Consider the following 18,630-nt stretch of genomic DNA (forward strand, 5'->3'; position numbering starts at 1 on the left):
TCCCTTAGTCAAAATGATTTGTCTCCTAGTTAAAACGACTTATTCATCAGAGAGCAATCAAATGACATTATCCAAATCCCAGTTTATTATGATGTCTATGCAAGTGCAGGAGCAGGGCTTGTTAATGATAAGCATATAACGCAACATGTTGAGCTAAATAAGGACTTCCTGCGTTCGCGTTTTGGGCTTACTTACTTTGTAGATTTATCAATTATTAGTGCTAGAGGCGATTCTATGCTACCCATAATACCGCCTCATTGCAAGCTTTTAGTGTAAAGCGAAGCTTCTTTAGTAAAGCAAGGCTTCTTTAGAAAAAGACATGCCAAGAGAGGGGCAAATCTGCATTGCTCGCATAGATGATGAATTGTATATCAAACGCCTTCAAAAACGACCAAAATACAAGCTTATAAGCGATAATAAAAGCTATGATGACATCTTGCTAGAGGGAGAAAACTATGAGATTTTGGGCGTAATAGTAGGTTTATTTCAAAAGATGACCTAATATTATTTATTATATTTGTACATCAATGTCCATTAGTCAATAAAATGTCCCTCAATCATATCCCTTAGTAGATTCCTAAGTTAATAAACATATATCTAATACCCCATAAATGTCAGTTATTCGCTTCAAATATAGCCTTATTAATTTTTACTATTTAAACATTTAAAAATTTTTGTTTAAAGGTGTTAAATGTCCTAAAATACGCACTTTCATGACTCTGTAAATAAAACACAAACACAAAGCCCTAATGCAAATAGCACTGCGGAAGTATTGCAAGATGATTTTAAGGGTTGTAGCTCTTTTTCTGCGGAGGCTAGTCTAAACGACTGCCGCACGCATACTGCGTTAGCAGTCTGCCCACACCTGCACAACAAAAAGGGCTACTCCGTTATGCAGTGCCAACGGCACAAATCCACACCTGCAAAAAGCACTTGCAAGACAACGCAGTTATGTAAGATTAAATCCTTTGGTGCAGGCAAAAAGATAAGAGGCACAAACTTTTTAAGCATACGTCCAGACTTAATAATATGTGATGATATAGAAAATGATGAAAACACAGAGAGTAAAACACAAAGAGACAAGCTTTATAAATGGTTCAATAAAGCGATACTAAAGCTTCCAAGCCGCTTAAATCCGCATTATAATATAGTTGTAGTAGGCACAACCCTGCATTATGATAGCCTGTTACAAAGGATAAGCCAGCGAAATGACTTTGCTACTTTTAACTTTCCCTTATTATTACAAATGCCAAGCAATCTAGACGTCTTAACAAAAGAGAATCTAGCCACATTTAAACCAAAGGGCTATAAGCTAGATGATGAAGCATTAAATATCAAAGAAATCTTAAGCGATTACTTAGAGGATAAGGCAAGCTTTTATAGCGAGTTTCAAAATGAGCCACTAGATAAAGATAATGCACCTCTAAGCAACTATACTACTTACACAACACTGCCAAAAGAGCTAGAAATTTGTGTGATAGGCATAGATCCAAGCCTTGGTAAAAGCCGCAGTGATTATTTTGCATTATCTACACTTTTCTATGATAGAGCGCAAAAGAAGCTTTATGCAAGCTCTAAGGGCTATAAACTCACACCCGATAAAATGATAGATAAGATTCTATCTTTGTATATAAAAACGCAAAGCCTCACGCAAAACATAACTATCGCGTGTGAGAGCGTAGCATTTCAAGAGTTTTTCAAAGATGAGCTAAAGAAAAGATTCCAAAACTTAGGGATATTTGCCCCAATTATTGGCATTAAAAACACACAGAATAAAGCAATCCGTTTAGATAGCCTAGCCCCACTCTTAAGTGAGGGTGATTTGCTGATTTACGAACAAGATAATCTATTAAAAGAAGAGCTAGATACCTATCCTAAATGCCCACATGATGACTTGCTAGATAGCATAGACATAGCAAAACAAGCAATGAACACGCATGCGGCTATAAATTATAAAGTAGCACTTCATGCACAAAAGGAATTTGGCAAACATTTTAGAGCATTAAAAGATGAATTATAAAGGATAAAAATGGCACTTAAAGATATTTTTAAAAGCTTTTTTAAAAAGGCAACTACTACACTTAATCCAACATATATGAACGATATTCCAGCAAGCATAAATTATAAGCAAGTAAAAAATGCCTTGCAAAATCAAAGCTTAAGCGAAGTCATTTCTACATTTGAGTTCTTTAAACGCTTTGATACACAAATATCAAGTGAGATTAATAAGAGAAAGACACAAGTAACAAGGCTACCCTTCATCATAAAGTCTAGTGATGAAGCGCAAAATACATTTTTAAAAGACTTCATTACACATAGAGACTTTAGGAAGATTCTATTTGATTGTGCAAGCTCTATTCCTTATGGCTTTAGCGCATTCTTGCTAAATTGGCAAAGTAAAGAGGGCAAAATATTACCAAAGCTAGATTATATAAACCATAGATACTTTGAGAGTGATGAGTTTTTTAATACCTACATTGAGCAGGGGGGAAATAGAATCTATTTACATGAGAGTGAGGATATATTTACGCTATATCACCCAAGCGATTCAGGCAATATTATAGAATCAAGCCTTATGAATAAGATAATAAGTCTAGCTAGCCTAAAACATATAGCTATATCAAGATATATGAGCTATTTAGATAGCTTTGCAGTCCCACCTTTAATAATTAAAAGCGAAGCCCTAACTTCTAAAGAAACAAGCGATATGATTATGAGTTCAGCCCTAAAGCTAAGAAGCAATGGCGTAGGGCTTTTTAGTCAAAATGATATATTAGAAGTATTGAATGGCAATGTAGATAAAGGCACATTCTTAGAGTTTATTAGATATTGTGATGAGGCTATATCTAAGGTTATCACAGGGCAGGTATTAGCAGGCAATAGTGTGCAAAATGGCACGCAAGCTTTAGGCAGTGTGCATGAAAATATCACAAGAAATGTGCTTGAATATGACGCTAATATATTAGCTGAGAACATCATGCCACTTTTACATAAGACATTATCTTATAACTTTGCAAATGTCGCAGCTTTTAGATTTGAGCTTGATACAAATACAGAAAAAGATGAAAAGCTCCAAGCAGAAGTATATAGCATGCTATCAAACATGGGCATTAAAATCCCATTACAACACCTAGAAAAGACTTTTAAAATAGAGGGTTTAGAGTATAGAGATATGCAAGGATTCCCAGTTAGCACAATAGAGGAGAGATTAGGCAGTGTTGCGCATAATAGCTTGCAAGACAAAAAATCACAAAAAGAGCACAACAAAACAACCACATATAAGCAGCTTCCATTAACAGAGCTAGATAGAGCATTAGAGAGCCTAAAGCCCAAAGATAGCTTTGATATAGAATCTTTGCTAAAAGATTGCTTAAGCTTTGAGGAAGCACAAAAAAAGATATTTGACTCTTTTAGCGGAGAGGAGCTACTAATAAAAGAGCAAGAACTAATGGCATATATGCTACAAGCAAATCTATATGGCATGCAACAAGCAGGCGCAAAGGGGATAAATGAATAATCCATTAATAAGCCTAGATTTCACAACGCCACCTTATGAAGCAATAGCAGCCCTATCAGCCAAAAAGCCTACACTCTTAAAGGACTCCCCTGCACAAATAAAGCATGACTTCTATAATAAAGCATTTGTAGTTAGCGGTGTAGCAGATATTGAAATGCTAAGCACAATACAAACAAGCCTAGTAAATGCCCTAGCAAAAGGGCAAAGCTTTAATACATGGAAAAAAGAGATAAAGCCAATATTAGAAAAAAGAGGTTATGGTGAGCTAAATAAAAGTAGATTAGAGAAAATCTATCATACAAACATACAAAATGCCTATGCACAAGGACGCAAAAAGGCACAACTAAATATGAGTGCACCTAGCCATTATACAACAATAGACAAACTAAGCGACACAGCAATAGACAAGGATATAGCAAAATATGATGATGGAATCTACTTTCGCTATGTAACAATGCAAGATAGCAGGGTAAGGGCAGAACACGCAAGATTGCATAATGTCATACTCCCACGAAAGCATCCATTTTGGGATAAATATTATCCACCAAATGGCTTTGGTTGTAGATGTAGTGTAATGACACTTTATGCTAATGACCTAATCAAAAAGGGCTTAAAACCTACAAGCCATATTCCACAAGATATAAATGACATAGACACAATAGACTTTACACCAAATAATGCAAATGATGATTTAAGAAATATCATAGAATCTAAGCTAAAAAACTATGTCAATAATGAGAATGCTACAAATGCCCTGCATAAAATCTTAAAAGAGATAGAGAAAAGAAATAAGCGTTTTAAGCGTGTAAATGAGTTATATATACAAAGTGCACTAAATCAAGATAAAACAAAAGATACTGAAAAGATTGTCATTGCAAGGGCGACAGATAAACTAAAGGCACAATTAAGCACAACAGAGAGTGATATATACCTAAGTGGTTGGACATTGCGCACACATACACACCATGACAATGTAGATAGCTTTGATTATAGTTTAATTGAGGACATGTTAGATAAGGCTTATAAAAGCAAAAGTAGCAGAGATAGACACGAAATATTCTTTATGAAACTAGGGTATTACTATAAAGCTGTATTTAAAAGGGCTGTAAATGATGAAGGTAAAGATGAGATATTCTTGCAAAGTTTGGTAAAGAGCAACAAAGAGATTAAATATTAGTTAGGGCAGCCCATACCCAACAAGAGGTGATAGAGTCCTACGGCAATATCGTTACTTTTTCCCATTAGCTCACTTGGGCAAAGTGAGGGGTGGGATATACACCACGATAGGTAAAACCTCTATGAATGGAATTATAGCATAGGCTCGCAATGTCAATAAAATAACATTAAATCCTACTTAATATTTAAATGCCTTAACACAATCTCCCTTATATCCTGCTCTAAAGCCTTTGGAATCTCTGCTTTTTCATTCACAGGCAAGAAGGGACGAGCAGGGATATTTATCTTTAAGCCTTTACCAGCCTGCCCCCCAAGCTGATGAATAGGGGCATATTCTAGGTTTGTGCCAATGCTTACACTTCCTTGCACACTATCTTTATTTTGTTTAATATCTTTAACTCTTGCATTTATGCTAGATTTTAATGTGCCGCTCTCTCTTAGAATCTTACTGCTTTTTTTGCTTTTTAGTGTCTTTTGTGAAAGAGGCTTCCATTTTTCATTAAATGGGCTTTTTTCTTGCTCAAAGCTTAGTTGTGATTCATTATAAGCTGCATTTGAGATTTCATGTAACATTGGTCCTAGATTATCTACTTGCTTTATGGTGTAGTCTATATCTTTTATTAATTGATTTAGTGATATTTTCATTGTGAATCCTTTTTTTTGTGAAATTTGCAAAGATTTTTATTATGATATGAGCTTTATAATATCGCTAATTGTCATGTTTGCTAGTAAGGGCAAACTGCTACGCAGTGTGCGAGCGAAGCGAAACATCTAGTAGGCGAAACATATCAAGGGTACTAAACATCTAATTTATCTTTAATTATAAAGGATCTACATGCACTATTTAGAAGAAATATGTATTGCTTATAAAAAAGGCATGAGCTTTGAAAAGATATGCAGAAAATATGGAGGTATAGGCATTTATGTCCCAAAGGTAAGCCCAGAAGCAAAAGATAGAATAATAAAAGAGTTTAATGGTGGGAACTATGCCTTTTTAGCATATAAATATAATTTGAGTGAGAGCACTATAAGAAAGCTTATAAGAGAGGACAGGAAGAGGAAGAGGAATTGTCAATATTAGCGTTTGTTTTCCTTTTTGTCTTTTAATTCTTTATCTTGCTTGTAGAGTAAATACACAGCATATACAGCCAATAATCCACTAATAAAAGCCATTACATTTAAAACTATCTCATTCATTTTGACTTCTTTTTGTCATGTTGAGTAGTTTTCCGTGCGTCATTCTGAACCTTTGCGTCATTCTGAACCTTTAGGTGAAGAATCTAATAATCATGCATCCCTCCACCCGTGTCATGTTGAGCGTTAGCGAAACATCTGTTACATTGTCATGTTGAGCCACTACTCTGTCATGTTGGGGCAAAGCCCGAAACATCTTAGAATCATCTAAAGCCTAACATTGTGATTCTAAATACTTCTCTACATCTTGCACTTTCTTTACAATATTTTGCAATGTATCGCTAAGTAGCCATAGCTCTTGCTCCTCTACTTGAAGCTCTTTTACGCCAATGCTAAGAAACATAGCAATATGTGCTAAAGCAGTTATATCATGATGAATATCATTTAAAGCATCGATTGCGTCTATTTTTGATTGTATTTGTGTCATAGCACACCTTCTTTTAGGACATTTTCTATCGCACTTTTACTTCTTTGGACAATCTGTCCTATTTGTCTTATGCTCTTGCCTTCTTTTCTTAAAGAGAGAATGCGAGCCTTTTCATTAGCACTTAGCCTTTGCCCATAGTGCTTTGATACTACTTTTGCTTCCAGCTCTTTAGATATATTTCTATCATAGAGATTTAAAAGCTTTCTTTGCAATGTAATGACTTCATCTTTTAAGTTTTCATTCTCTCTTTTTAAGCAATCTTTGCGGGAATTAGAATCTTTTAGTTCAGAAATCAAAGTAGATTCTATATTTGGATTTAAATAATAGCCTCTCTTTCTAATGCTTGGCAATACTTCACTTACTACCCATTGCCTAAAGGGTTTAGCTTTTGGTTTATCACTGCGCATTAGCACAAAGTAGAGTTGAGGCTCTGTTATCATACTAAATTCTTTAATACCATAGCCTGTATCAAAGCTAGAGGAATTTAATTCCCCCAGCTCAAACTCCGCTTTTATTGCATTTGCAACCTTATTAACAGATTCTAGCTCCAACACTTTACACACATCAGCAAGGCAAAACAAAGGATTTTGATTACTACCTATAACTCTAACTTGTCCTAAATCTTTATGATTAAATATTTGTAGTTGCATATTAATCTCCTTTTAAAAGTAGTTTAGTTCTTTAAAAGGGATTGTTCATTTGCTTAAAGTCAGTGTTGCTCGCCTTTTGTAAAATAGAGTTTATACGCTAAAAACGCACACAAGCCAATTGTTACTAATGTAAGTATTATTTGTCCCATTTTTTGCTCCTTTCGTCTAATTTTATGGACATATACATAACGCACACGCTACCTAATGAAATAATTATCGGCATAATACCAAAATCACCATTAAGTAGGGCAAATGTTCCATTGACAAATAAACCTAAGCCTATATTTTTTGTTAAATCATACATAAATTATAGCAATCACATCAAATAAACTTAAATCAACAATCCAATTTCAAAGAACAATCAAACATATTATTTATGTTAGATATTAGAAGTATAACACATTAAAAGTTTAAAATCAAGTATTCTAATATATATTTTATGTTTTATATGATAAAATAACACTTTAAAAGTGTTGTTTTGCAAGTATCGCCTTAAGTGTGTAGAAATCCTGAAGTTGCTCCTTAAGCCTTGTGTTTTCTAGGTAAAGCTCTATGGCTCTTGTAAGCGGTTCGCTTATATTTTCCTGTCTTGATGCGTTATTTATAGCACTCTCACTATACCCAATCTTCTCGCCCAATTCTCTATATGTCAATCCCAATTCTTTACATGTCTTTTTAATCAAATTATCACTTTTTTTATCTGTTTTATCTTGTGCTTTATCTACTAAGTCATGCTCCGCACTTTCTTTGTCATGTTGAGCGGAGCGAAACATCTTAGAATCTAGCCTTGTGGCTTTAGTCTTTTTATCTTGCATAGTTATCCTTATATTTGCATATCATATTATCTTTGCCCTCTATAATCCATATTATTTATATACTTTATGCACTGCGCTCTTGCTCTTTAGATATATTTCTATCATAGAGATTTAAAAGCTTTCTTTGCAATGTAATGACTTCATCTTTTAAGTTTTCATTCTCTCTTTTTAAGCAATCTTTATGAGAATTAGAATCTTTTAACTCTGCGATTAAAGTAGATTCTATATTGGGATTTAGATAATAGCCTCTCTTTCTAATGCTTGGTAGGACTTCAGAAGTTACCCATTGCCTAAAGGGTTTAGCTTTTGGTTTATCACTGCGCATAAGCACAAAGTAGAGTTGTGGCTCTGTTATAAAGGTTGCTTGCTGTGTCCTACCTAAGCTATCTTGTATGGGGTAGATTAAATCTACCCCACCTTCAAACTCCCTGTTTATCGCATTTTTAACATCAGAGACATTGCCTATCTCCAACACCTCACAAATATCCCTAAGGCAAAATAAAGGATTCTCATTACTGCCTATAACTCTAACCTGTCCTAAATCTTTATGATTAAATATTTGTAGTTGCATATTAATCCTTTTTAGATTCTAAATCTTTTACTCTTTTTTGCAATTTATCAACTTGATAAATAAGTCCTACAATGATAAGCACTTCTGCAATTTCCAAAATATCACCAAATATTTCCATTTTTCAATCCTTTATGCTAAAATATTAAGAAGATAAATGAGAACCCCGCCTATTTGCTGTCTAGGCGAGGCGTAACCCTTATGTGTTAAGAGTTACATAGATTTTTACAATCAAGTAAATAATCTTTAAAACTAATATCGTGATTACTAGTTTTTTTCTCATTTTATCCTCCTTCCGTAGACGTATTATTTACTGCCTACAAAAGAATTATAACAAAAATAATACGAGTTTGTCAATAATTTTAACTTATTTTATACTTTATTTTTAATTAAATAGCGTATTTGTTACGTTCTTGTAGTTAGTTTTTGAAGTATTGATGTTAATTCATCAAGTAGATTTTTTTCTTCTTCTAATTCCTTGATTTTTAAGAACATTTCACATGCTTTTTGCATAGGAATAGAGATTTTATCAGTTCTGGCTGCTTTAGAAATAGCCTCTTCACTATACCCTATCTTTTCCCCAAGCTCTCTATATGTCAATCCCAATTCTTTACATGTCTTTTTAATCAAATTATCACTTTTTTTATCTATCTTATCTTGCATATATACCCTTTATTTACATCATTTTTCTTTGCAAGGCAATTACTTCATCTTTTAAGCTTTCATTCTCTCTTTTTAAGCAATCTTTATGCGAATTAGAATCTCTTAGCTCATTAATAAGGCTAGATTCTATATCTGGATTTAGATAATAGCCCTTTTTTCTAATGCTTGGTAGGACTTCAGAAGTTACCCATTGCCTAAAGGGTTTAGCTTTTGGTTTATCACTGCGCATAAGCACAAAGTAGAGTTGTGGCTCTGTTATCATGCTAAATTCTTTAATACCATAGCCTGTATCAAAGCTACCCACTTCTAGCGTGGATAGCTCAAATTCCCTTAAAACAGCTTCTTTTACTTTGTAGGTATCTTGTATTTCCAATATCCTACACACATCAGCAAGGCAAAACAAAGGATTTTGATTACTACCTATAACTCTAACTTGTCCTAAATCTTTATGATTAAATATTTGTAGTTGCATATTAATCCTTATTTTTATCCATACTAAAAACTTTATATGTTAAAGCACATAACCATATAATAATCACACCAAATAACAAATTTTCTAACATTCTTAACTCCTTTATGGTAGCATTAGGCATACACAAATGTTGGTTATTGGAGGCGGGCTTAAAGCCCTCCCTCCCACCCTACCATTATCTTAAGAACTATTAATCATTTTAATAATCCAAATGATAATGGCTACAAGTCTGGACAACTTGATTATTAAATCTAACCATTTCATTTGTGCATCTCCTTTCTTTGGATTTAAAAGTAGCTTTTTACTACTTTTATGACACAATTATAATATATTTTAATTCTTTTGTCAAGGTTTTTAGTATTAAAAAAAATATTTTTTACTTATTTAAAGGTAGCAATATACTACTTTAATAGTAGTCTTTTAATTGTGCGGAAGTCTTGTAGCTCGGATTCTAACTCATTGATTTTAAGCAACATTTGCAATGATTTTTCAACTTGCAAATTTATTTCATCGCTACTCGCAAGTCGCTTAATGCTGGCTTCTGTTAGTCCAATCTTCTCCCCTAATTCTCTATATGTCAATCCCAATTCTTTACATGTCTTTTTAATCAAATTATCACTTTTTTTATCTGTTTTATCTTGTGCTTTATCTACTAAGTCATGCTCCGCACTTTCTTTGTCATGTTGAGCGGAGCGAAACATCTTAGAATCTAGCCTTGTGGCTTTAGTCTTTTTATCTTGCATAGTTATCCTTATATTTGCATATCATATTATCTTTGCCCTCTATAATCCATATTATTTATATACTTTAGACTCTTATCCCATTTTGCAATCTTTCTTAAGCCAATAATCACCTTTGTAGCCTCACTCTTGCTTAAATTCTCAATAGATTCTATATCTCTTTTTGTTTGCTTTTTAAAAAACTCCTTTGCTTTTATATCGTTATATCTCACAATATTTAGCATATCTTCTATCATTAGGGCTTGATTTTTTGTAATTTTAGAGATGCTCTTTTTTCTTAAAGGTAGAAGCTGCGCCCTACCAATGCTATCTTTTAAGCAATAGTCTCTATCTTGTTTCTTACCATTAAATATGTCTAATACTTCCCATAGCTCCTTTATGCTTAAATCTTTAGAGCTTTCTACTCCATAGCGAACATGCAGCCACTCACTCCAAAATGAAGCAATATATAGCTCCTTATACCTTGCATGTGTATGGATTTTAGCTAAGAGAATCTAGCTTAATTCTTTTCACCGCCTTTTCTATCATATTAGCCCTATACGCAATGATAAACTCTTCAGCTTCCACTTCACTAGTAAATGGCTCACTCCATATTTGTAGGACTTTGCCGCCACGACCTATGCCATTGATACAAATAAAGGTAAAATTTTGCCTTTTAAGGTGCAAAATTCTTTGCCTCGCTGTTTTGCACGAAAACATGCTTTTCTAAGCTTTTTTAACAATATTATTTTGCAAAGCAAACTCCTTACCACTTATCCATTGTTTCATTTTTATCCCTTACTAATTTATAGCTATAATCCAATAACCACAAATGGAAAGTAGTTATTCAAGACTTATAGTCTATTTGTAGCTTAATTTATAAAGCTACTTTTAATCTTCAAAGTTTAAGCTTGCAACCACTTTTTTAGACTCATATATAGTATTTTGTCATGGTATATAGGCAAAGTTCAAATTTTTACGTTCACTTTAATTTAAGCAATACTTTACATCTTACAGCCATGCCTATTATCATTCAAGACAGTTTTTCAAAAGCCGCAGTATTATGTGCTATAATTACACTTTTTGAAATTGGTATAAATTATTATCGTTTGAAAACTAATGAAGTTTTATGTAAATAAAGCTATATGATTTAATTTTATAAAAAGTTCGTATGGATATAAATAGTCAAAAACACAATTATTAAGGATTTGAATGAGAATTTTTTACCTTTGTGTTATATTTGCCATAGCTCCAAATATGGCATTTGCCTATCTTGACCCTGGCACTGGATCACTTCTAATATCATCGTTTGTTGCAATTATTGCTTCGGGTATTTTTGTATACAAAAATATATTTTATAAAGTTATAGGTATTATTCGTGGCGGTAGTATTAAAAGGGCAAAAAATACCAGAAATAATGCACTTGTGTTTTATAGTGAAGGTAAGCAATATCACAATGTTTTTAAGCCAATTTTGGAATATCTAGATTCTATACAATATCCATATACCTATCTAACTTCATCAAAAGAAGACTTTTTACCATATTATAATAAATCTAAGTATATTTCTAATAATGCACAAATTAGTTTAGAATCTACCCCAGACACTTTAATGCCTGGCGAATACAAAAATAATAAACAAGCTACTTTTGAGTATATAGGGAGTAGCGATAGTAATAAAGCAATTACTAGATTAAATTCTCTTAGAGCTGATGTCGTGATGATGACTACACCACAGCTTGATGTCTTGCAATTGAAGCGAAGTAAGGGTGTAAAGCATTATTGTCATATAATTCATTCTTTGCCTCATGTAGATAATTATGAGATTTTTGCACTTGATTATTTTGACAGTGTTTTCACAAATTCGCCAATCCATACAGATTATATTCATGAAGTAGAGCGCATTCGCTCTCTACATACAAAGCAAGTTGTTATTACGGGTTGTAGTTACCTTGATGAATTGGCAAAAAAGCTTGAGGCTTATAAGAAAAGTAGCAAAAAAATTCGCTTCTTTAATAATGATAAAAAGACTATTTTGATTGCTCCATCATGGGGTAGAGAGGCAATTTTAAGGAAATATGGGCTAAAGCTTATTAAACCATTAGCAGATTCTAAGTTTAATGTAATCATTCGCCCCCACCCTCAAACTCTAATAGCGGAGAAAGAGCATATAGATAAGATAAAAGAGGCATTAAGTGGATATGATAACATCGCATGGGATACTAATAGGGACAATATCTATGCTATGGATAATGCAGAATTAATGGTTGGTGATTTTTCAGGCGTGTTGTTTGACTTTGTTTGTTTGTTTGAAAAACCAGTGCTTACACCGGATTTTAACTTTAATGTTATTGGGTATGATTTAGAAGATACAGGTCGCACTCCTTGGGTAGAATGGGCATTAAAACAAATTGGCAGAAAAATAAAAATAGAGGATTTAGATAATATAGCATATATCATAGAATCTATGTTGAGTTATGATGAACATGCAGATCAGCTAAAAGCCAATATTGAAGAGATGAAGAAAAATTTATGGCATTTTAAAGGAAAGGCAGGAGAAAAAAGCGCAAAGGAGATTCTAAAAATCCGCTTTAATATATTAAAAAATGAGCTAGGAGGACAAGCTCTTTTGTATGATGAGCTCCGTAGCTTAGAGGAAATAATAAAGGAAAAGGTAGCGTAGTAAATGATGTAAGCTTGCTTACTAAAGTTTTGCGAATTAGAGTATATAATGATAAATTTAGATTAAAGCATAGATATGTGCCAAAAATTCTTGATACCAAAACCTTGAATTTTTAAGAGCGAGATTTCTAAGTATTTAATAGATTCTAATAACAATACTAACAGTACCTAATATAGAAACATTTTATTAGCAAATTATAAAATGCCAAAATATGGATTATTGGTTTGCTATATGGTAACTACAATATATTATCAAATATGCTTTTGTTTTGCAAAAATATTAATGATTTTATCTAATAGCAAACACATTGCCTCCATTGCTAGCGATATTAATCTTAAAATAATAATTTATGGACTATAAAATGACTGAAATCTTATATTATATACTTTTGTTCCCATTAGAACAGCTCTTAGAATGGATGCTATATACATTGTTTAAAGCAACCAAAAGTGGTGCACTATCAATCATACTTTTAAGCTTATTGGTGAATCTATTTTTGCTTAAAATATTTCTATACACAGATAAAAAGGCAAAAGATGAAAGTGAGTTAAAGAAAAAGCTAGATTCTCGTATCAAAGCATGGAAAAGCGTATATAAGAGAGCAAAACTCTATGCTTTTACACAAACACTTTATAGACAGCATAACTACCACCCTATATATGCTTTGCGCTCACTGCTTGGCTTATTATTACAAATACCATTTTTTATAGCTATGTATGCAGTGATTGCCAATGCAGATTTTTTATTAGCAAAACCTTTTTTATGGATACATGATTTAAGCAAACCAGATTCTATACCATTTGGTTTATTTGGATTAGAATCTATTCACTTGTTGCCTATTCTAATGACACTTTTTACTTTGATTAACGTGATGATTGTATCAAAGGAATTGGGAGCTAGATTACAAGGTGCAGGTATTGCTTTGCTTTTCTTAGTTTTACTTTATTCTATGCCTAGTGCTTTAGTTCTTTATTGGACTTGTAATATGTTATTTGCCTTATTGAAGGAGTTATATAAGAAATACAAAAAAGCAAGTGAGATAGAATCTATACAATCCAATAAAACAATATCTACGCCAAATATTACAAAATCTAAAGACTTATTAACCATATCAAAAAGCAACTATAAGGGCATAATATTTTTATCAATTATCAATATATGCGTAATGATGTTTATATTTAATACTTATGCATTGATTGCAACGGATTTGGGGCAATTTGAGGCAAGTGAAATAAATATTATACTTGCAGCATCATTTGGTTGTGGCTTACTTATATCATTAATCTTTATATATTTATCAAGCTTTATTAACTCCTTAAAAGTATTAAAAATAACAGCAATAATACTTAGCGCAGTATTTATTATTGGGTTGCTTTATAGTCTTGTTTTAACTGGAGATTATGGACCTATGCAAGGTTTCACGTTTGCAAGACCATTAATATTAAATAATACTCAAATTACAATTGATATTATTGCTGTTATATGTTGCATTATGTGTGCATACTTTCTTAATAAGTCTAGGTTTATTAAAGGATTCTATAAAGTTTCATTAGCTACTTTATGTGTGGTTAGCTCTTTTAGTTTGTATAATATTACAATAGAGACTAATTCCAAAAAAGATATTATGCAAAAATATGCAAATGATAGAAATGGCGATAATAAAGACGATCCTATATTTGCATTCTCTAAAGATAAGACTAATATATTAGTAATATTGCTTGATAGGGCAGATGGCTACACTACCCATAGAATCCTAGAATCTAACAAAGAGCTTAGAGATAAATTTGATGGCTTTATTGATTTTAGGAATGCACTATCTAGCGGGAATCTTACTTTCTCTACACTAACAAGTGTAATTGGTGGGGAATATTACAGTGCACTTAATATAAATAAAAGAGCAAACAAAGACAAGACATTGCAATCTGCCATTAATGATGGTTATGCTAATACCTTTAATGCCTTTCAAAAGGCAGGCTATGCTACAGCAGGGATTATTGATTATCCTGCGGATACAGAGATTTATAAGAAGTTAGATAATAGTAGTAATATAGTTTTTAAAACAAATGCCTATAATGCCGAGTATGCCTTATACCATGATGTAAACATTAATGAAGGCGTCTCATCTCTTTCTAGATTAATATCTATAAGCTTATTTAAAATCTCTCCATATAGTATTAGACCTTATGTATATCGTGATGGAAGATTGCTCCTAATATTAAAGCATGGTATTTCAGGTGTGGTTGAAATAGCTGAAATGTATGCTCTTCGCACACGATTATCAAACACAGCACAAACTGATACCTTTAAATTCTTTCATAATAGCATAACTCACAATCCCTATGTATTAGACAAAGATTGCAATTTTGTAGATAATTCACCAAAGAACAAGCACCCAAATGATTTGCTTTATGGATTGATGAATGGACATTATAATGCAGAAAGTTGTGCATTAAAATGGCTAGGAGAAACATTTGACAAAATGAAAAAGCTAGGAGTATATGATAATACAGAGATTTTTATCACAGCAGACCATGGAGCTCAATACAAATATCTCCCTGTTAAAATGAGCTTTCATGTCCCTTTATTTTATAAGCCAATGCACAGCAGAGGAGAAATGAAGCAAGATGAAAGAGTGATTATGAATTATGACTTAGCAAGTATATTTTGCTCTCATCTAAAGAATGGCTGCCCAAATGTAAAAACAAATATTTTAGAAAACTATCCAAATCAAAGAGATGTAATCTTATATGAAAGTGATTGGAATAAAATAAGAAAAATAAATAAAGCCAATTACAAAATCGATTTAGAAAATTATTATAAATACAATTGGGGACATAATGAAATTTATGATTCTAAAAACTGGGAGAAAATTAGCATTGATTAAATACAATCACATAGACGAATTTATAGAATCTATACCTAAACTTAAGATATAATATCTTTGCACACCCAAACCTAATAAAAGGGGCTAAATTGAGAGCAATAATTCTTGCAGCTGGCAAAGGCACGCGTTTAACTCCAATGACACTAAATAAGCCAAAACCTTTGTTAGAGATAAGGGGTTGGGGTAAAACTATATTGGAAAATATGATATACTACTTAAGAAAATGTGGTGTTGATGATTTAATAGTTGTAAATGGATATAAGCATGAAATGTTTAAGCCACTTGCTAGTAAATTAGGCTTTAAGCAGATAGTAGTTGATGATTATGAAACCAAAAATAGCCAAGCCTCTCTTAAAGCTGCCGCAGACTATATAGAAAAAGGAACTTTTGTTCTAAATGGTGATTTGTATATACAACGCGATTTTTCTAATTGTATAAAGCACGACGTAAGTCAATTTATATCGCAGAAAATTCCAAAAAACACTAGCGGTTGGGCTTATATTACAGATGAAAACTTCAAAATAATTGACATAGATACAAATGCTACGAGTGGTTATGGAGATGGCATTGCATTTTTTGACAATCAAAACGACATTAAGATTCTAAAAGATGAACTAGCAAAGTGCAAAGATAATGAATATTGGGAACACATAATAGTAAGGTCGCTTGATAAAATTAATATTTATTCCTTTGAGTATGATGATGTATATGTAGAAATAGATTCATTTTATGATGCGCTGTATCATAAGCTTCTTACACCCGAAGAAATAGCCATACAATGTTCCGATGATGGCATAGCTTTGAGATTAGAAAGTATGACTAATGTGAATTATAAAATAAACTTTTTAGGTGAGCAAAAAGTAATTCGTATACCTGGAAAGGGCACAGAGCAGACAATAGATAGACAAGCTGAAAAGAATATTCTATCGTTAATAAATAATTTAAATATTGCTCCAAAAAGTGAATTTTATAGTAGCGATATAAAAATGACAAACTACTTGCATGGTTTTAGAAATGCAAATCTTGATGATTTAAACAATCTTTTATTTCTTGAACTTTTAATCTCGAATATAAAAAAATTGCATAGCATTAAGCTAGAACAACACAGGGATTTTAAGCCTATTTTAATGATTGATGAAATTAGGAATTATGAAAGGCTTGTAAATTTTAGCATAACAACCAAAGCAGAACATAAATTTGTCTTAGATATGGCGCGCAAACTTGATAATGGCAAATTTGTGCTATGCCACAGAGATTTACTACCATCAAACATACTTTATAATGGAAGTGAAATAAAGTTAATTGATTTTGAATACGCAGGCTTTAGCTCGCCGATATGGGAGCTTGGAAATCTAAGTGCTGAATTAAAGCTAAATGATTTCCAGATTCTAAAGATTCTAGAACTTTATAATAAAGATATGACAGAAAGTCAAACTTTAAGCTTTAATGATATTATAATAGGGCAAATGCTATCAAATTATGTATGGGCGTTATGGGGTTGGGTTTATGATTATATAAATCATGCTAGAGATTATCTATCAAGATTCCATAAAAATCTTTTGTTTTTAGAATCTAAAAATCTGATGTAATATTTATAGGGAAAATGGATAAAGATTTATTGTTTGGACATATACTTGCCTTTGGTAGTGTATTTTTTTGGTCATCTTTGTATGTATCTGTAAAAGTACTGCTAGATTATCTTGGTCCTCTTGAGCTATTGGTATTACAATTTGTAATTGGTTATTTTTTGTTATTGATTTACAAACCAAAGATTGTGATACTGCAATTTAAGACCGAGATATGGTTTTTTCTATGCGGATTATGTGGCATTACTATTTATAATCTCTTTTTAAACCTCGCTATGAATCATACTTATGCTTCTAATGTTAGCATTATTATTGCAACTGCGCCTCTTTTTACTGGTATTTTTAGCTTTATTATTGGTATAGAAAAACCTTATAGAAATTTCTTTATTGGATTTGTTTTAAGCATTATTGGAGTTTATCTTTTAAGCTTTAACGGTGCAATACATATAAGCCCTTATGGTGATATGCTAGCCTTAGTTTCTGCCATTGGTTGGGGGTTATATGCTGTTTTAGTAGTAAAAATAATGCAAGTAGATATACATATTGTATTAGCTACAAGAAAAGTAATTTTTTATGGCATTGTATGCATGTTACCATCATTTTTGTTTCTGTCATTTGATATTAATGTAGAAAATTTAATGCGCCCTGATGTGATAGCAAACCTACTTTTTGTAGCAGTATTTGCATCCGGGATTTGCTTTATAATGTGGAATAAAGCCACAAAATTAATAGGTGCAATAAGAACAAATATTTATGTATATTTAACGCCTCTAATTACTATTGCCGTATCTATGATCGTGCTTGATGAAAGGCTTAGTATATTGGGCTATTTAGGAGCATTTTTAACGCTTTGTGGCGTTGTCATATCAGAATACAAACGAAGCGAGAAATAGTTATAATTTATTTAAATTAGAATCCATTGTTGTAGATTCTAATATGTAGAATAGTTTATTATAATTTTGCAATTTAACCTAAATAAACTACTTTTAATGAATCTACAAAACATGGCAAATTAAAACTTTATTAACATTATAGAATCTAATCTTGCAAGACTCCTTTATCATGTATCTCAAAAATAATATAACTTTTTTTGGATTAAAAAAACATACCTATATCATTGATTTTAACATTTAGCTTATAAAGTGTAAAAAATTTATAGTAAGGTTATTTATATAGACATAGACTAGGTTGTATCACAAAATAAAAGGAAGATAATGCTAAGGATTAGGATAGTTGGTTTTGGTCCAAGAGGGTTATAATGTTTTACAAAGAAATTT

The 18,630-nt window shown here is 32.1% G+C and carries 20 protein-coding genes; 9 read left to right on the top strand and 11 right to left on the bottom strand.

Features of this window, described 5'->3' with window-relative positions; all coding sequences use genetic code 11:
* Positions 1-319 precede the first annotated feature (319 nt).
* The 4 genes from LS73_RS03360 to LS73_RS03375 all read left to right on the top strand — a co-directional run bounded on the left by LS73_RS03360 (position 320) and on the right by LS73_RS03375 (position 4,694).
* Positions 320-502 carry a S24 family peptidase gene (locus LS73_RS03360; protein ID WP_052089478.1) on the top strand — a complete coding sequence of 61 codons (183 nt, stop codon included), beginning with the start codon at positions 320-322 and terminating at the stop codon, positions 500-502.
* A gap of 270 nt (positions 503-772) precedes the next feature.
* On the top strand, positions 773-2,020 hold the full coding sequence (locus LS73_RS03365) for a hypothetical protein (protein ID WP_138069980.1): 1,248 nt from the start codon (positions 773-775) through the stop codon (positions 2,018-2,020).
* Between the two features lie 9 nt (positions 2,021-2,029).
* Positions 2,030-3,517, top strand: coding sequence for a phage portal protein family protein (locus LS73_RS03370; protein ID WP_233708872.1), 1,488 nt, complete (start codon positions 2,030-2,032; stop codon positions 3,515-3,517).
* Positions 3,510-4,694, top strand: coding sequence for a phage head morphogenesis protein (locus LS73_RS03375; protein WP_034556988.1), 1,185 nt, complete (start codon positions 3,510-3,512; stop codon positions 4,692-4,694). Before LS73_RS03370 ends, LS73_RS03375 begins: the two co-directional genes overlap by 8 nt.
* A gap of 173 nt (positions 4,695-4,867) precedes the next feature.
* On the opposite strand, the gene LS73_RS03380 is transcribed toward LS73_RS03375, so the two are convergent.
* On the bottom strand, positions 4,868-5,338 hold the full coding sequence (locus LS73_RS03380) for a phage virion morphogenesis protein (RefSeq protein ID WP_034556986.1): 471 nt from the start codon (positions 5,336-5,338) through the stop codon (positions 4,868-4,870).
* Positions 5,339-5,528: 190 nt separating this feature from the next.
* Here LS73_RS03380 and LS73_RS03385 point away from each other — a divergent pair, with 190 nt between their 5' ends.
* Positions 5,529-5,774: a Mor transcription activator family protein gene (locus tag LS73_RS03385; protein WP_104692097.1), complete on the top strand. Its 246-nt coding sequence runs from the start codon at positions 5,529-5,531 to the stop codon at positions 5,772-5,774.
* A 327-nt stretch (positions 5,775-6,101) separates the two neighbouring features.
* Here the strand turns inward: LS73_RS03385 and LS73_RS03390 are convergent, their stop codons facing one another.
* The 10 genes from LS73_RS03390 to LS73_RS03430 all read right to left on the bottom strand — a co-directional run bounded on the left by LS73_RS03390 (position 6,102) and on the right by LS73_RS03430 (position 10,888).
* A complete protein-coding gene (locus tag LS73_RS03390; RefSeq protein ID WP_034558057.1) occupies positions 6,102-6,314 on the bottom strand; it encodes a hypothetical protein in 213 nt (70 codons plus the stop codon).
* The gene (locus LS73_RS03395; protein ID WP_104692098.1) at positions 6,311-6,964 is read right to left on the bottom strand and encodes a BRO family protein; all 654 of its coding nucleotides are present in this window, start codon (positions 6,962-6,964) and stop codon (positions 6,311-6,313) included. The genes LS73_RS03390 and LS73_RS03395 overlap by 4 nt, the downstream gene beginning before the upstream one ends.
* A 136-nt stretch (positions 6,965-7,100) precedes the next feature.
* Positions 7,101-7,268 carry a hypothetical protein gene (locus LS73_RS09980; RefSeq protein WP_172458481.1) on the bottom strand — a complete coding sequence of 56 codons (168 nt, stop codon included), beginning with the start codon at positions 7,266-7,268 and terminating at the stop codon, positions 7,101-7,103.
* A 160-nt stretch (positions 7,269-7,428) separates the two neighbouring features.
* Complete coding sequence (locus LS73_RS10505; protein WP_324736860.1) at positions 7,429-7,779, bottom strand: helix-turn-helix domain-containing protein; 351 nt, start codon at positions 7,777-7,779, stop codon at positions 7,429-7,431.
* 64 nt (positions 7,780-7,843) lie between these two features.
* Positions 7,844-8,350, bottom strand: a complete 507-nt coding sequence (locus tag LS73_RS03405; protein ID WP_104717589.1) for a BRO-N domain-containing protein — start codon at positions 8,348-8,350, stop codon at positions 7,844-7,846.
* A gap of 402 nt (positions 8,351-8,752) precedes the next feature.
* Complete coding sequence (locus LS73_RS03410; protein ID WP_233708871.1) at positions 8,753-9,010, bottom strand: transcriptional regulator; 258 nt, start codon at positions 9,008-9,010, stop codon at positions 8,753-8,755.
* A 13-nt stretch (positions 9,011-9,023) separates the two neighbouring features.
* Entirely contained in the window at positions 9,024-9,482 is a 459-nt protein-coding gene (locus LS73_RS03415) for a BRO-N domain-containing protein (protein ID WP_034559001.1), read from the bottom strand.
* Positions 9,483-9,883: 401 nt separating this feature from the next.
* Positions 9,884-10,225 carry a hypothetical protein gene (locus tag LS73_RS10165; RefSeq protein WP_233708905.1) on the bottom strand — a complete coding sequence of 114 codons (342 nt, stop codon included), beginning with the start codon at positions 10,223-10,225 and terminating at the stop codon, positions 9,884-9,886.
* Positions 10,226-10,251: 26 nt separating this feature from the next.
* Positions 10,252-10,716 carry a phage protein GemA/Gp16 family protein gene (locus tag LS73_RS03425; protein WP_034556828.1) on the bottom strand — a complete coding sequence of 155 codons (465 nt, stop codon included), beginning with the start codon at positions 10,714-10,716 and terminating at the stop codon, positions 10,252-10,254.
* Positions 10,703-10,888 (bottom strand): hypothetical protein, encoded by a 186-nt coding sequence (locus LS73_RS03430; protein WP_034556829.1) that lies wholly within the window; start codon positions 10,886-10,888, stop codon positions 10,703-10,705. Before LS73_RS03430 ends, LS73_RS03425 begins: the two co-directional genes overlap by 14 nt.
* Before the next feature lie 525 nt (positions 10,889-11,413).
* Here LS73_RS03430 and LS73_RS03435 point away from each other — a divergent pair.
* The 4 genes from LS73_RS03435 to LS73_RS03450 all read left to right on the top strand — a co-directional run bounded on the left by LS73_RS03435 (position 11,414) and on the right by LS73_RS03450 (position 18,246).
* Entirely contained in the window at positions 11,414-12,883 is a 1,470-nt protein-coding gene (locus LS73_RS03435; RefSeq protein WP_034556831.1) for a CDP-glycerol glycerophosphotransferase family protein, read from the top strand.
* A gap of 361 nt (positions 12,884-13,244) precedes the next feature.
* Positions 13,245-15,767, top strand: a complete 2,523-nt coding sequence (gene yidC / locus LS73_RS03440; RefSeq protein WP_158654970.1) for a membrane protein insertase YidC — start codon at positions 13,245-13,247, stop codon at positions 15,765-15,767.
* 89 nt (positions 15,768-15,856) lie between these two features.
* Positions 15,857-17,356: a sugar phosphate nucleotidyltransferase gene (locus tag LS73_RS03445; protein WP_034556836.1), complete on the top strand. Its 1,500-nt coding sequence runs from the start codon at positions 15,857-15,859 to the stop codon at positions 17,354-17,356.
* Positions 17,357-17,370: 14 nt separating this feature from the next.
* Complete coding sequence (locus LS73_RS03450) at positions 17,371-18,246, top strand: DMT family transporter (protein WP_034556837.1); 876 nt, start codon at positions 17,371-17,373, stop codon at positions 18,244-18,246.
* Positions 18,247-18,630: the final 384 nt, after the last annotated feature.

The sequence above is a fragment of the Helicobacter muridarum genome (genome assembly GCF_000765805.2).
Classification (GTDB): Bacteria; Campylobacterota; Campylobacteria; order Campylobacterales; family Helicobacteraceae; genus Helicobacter_A; species Helicobacter_A muridarum.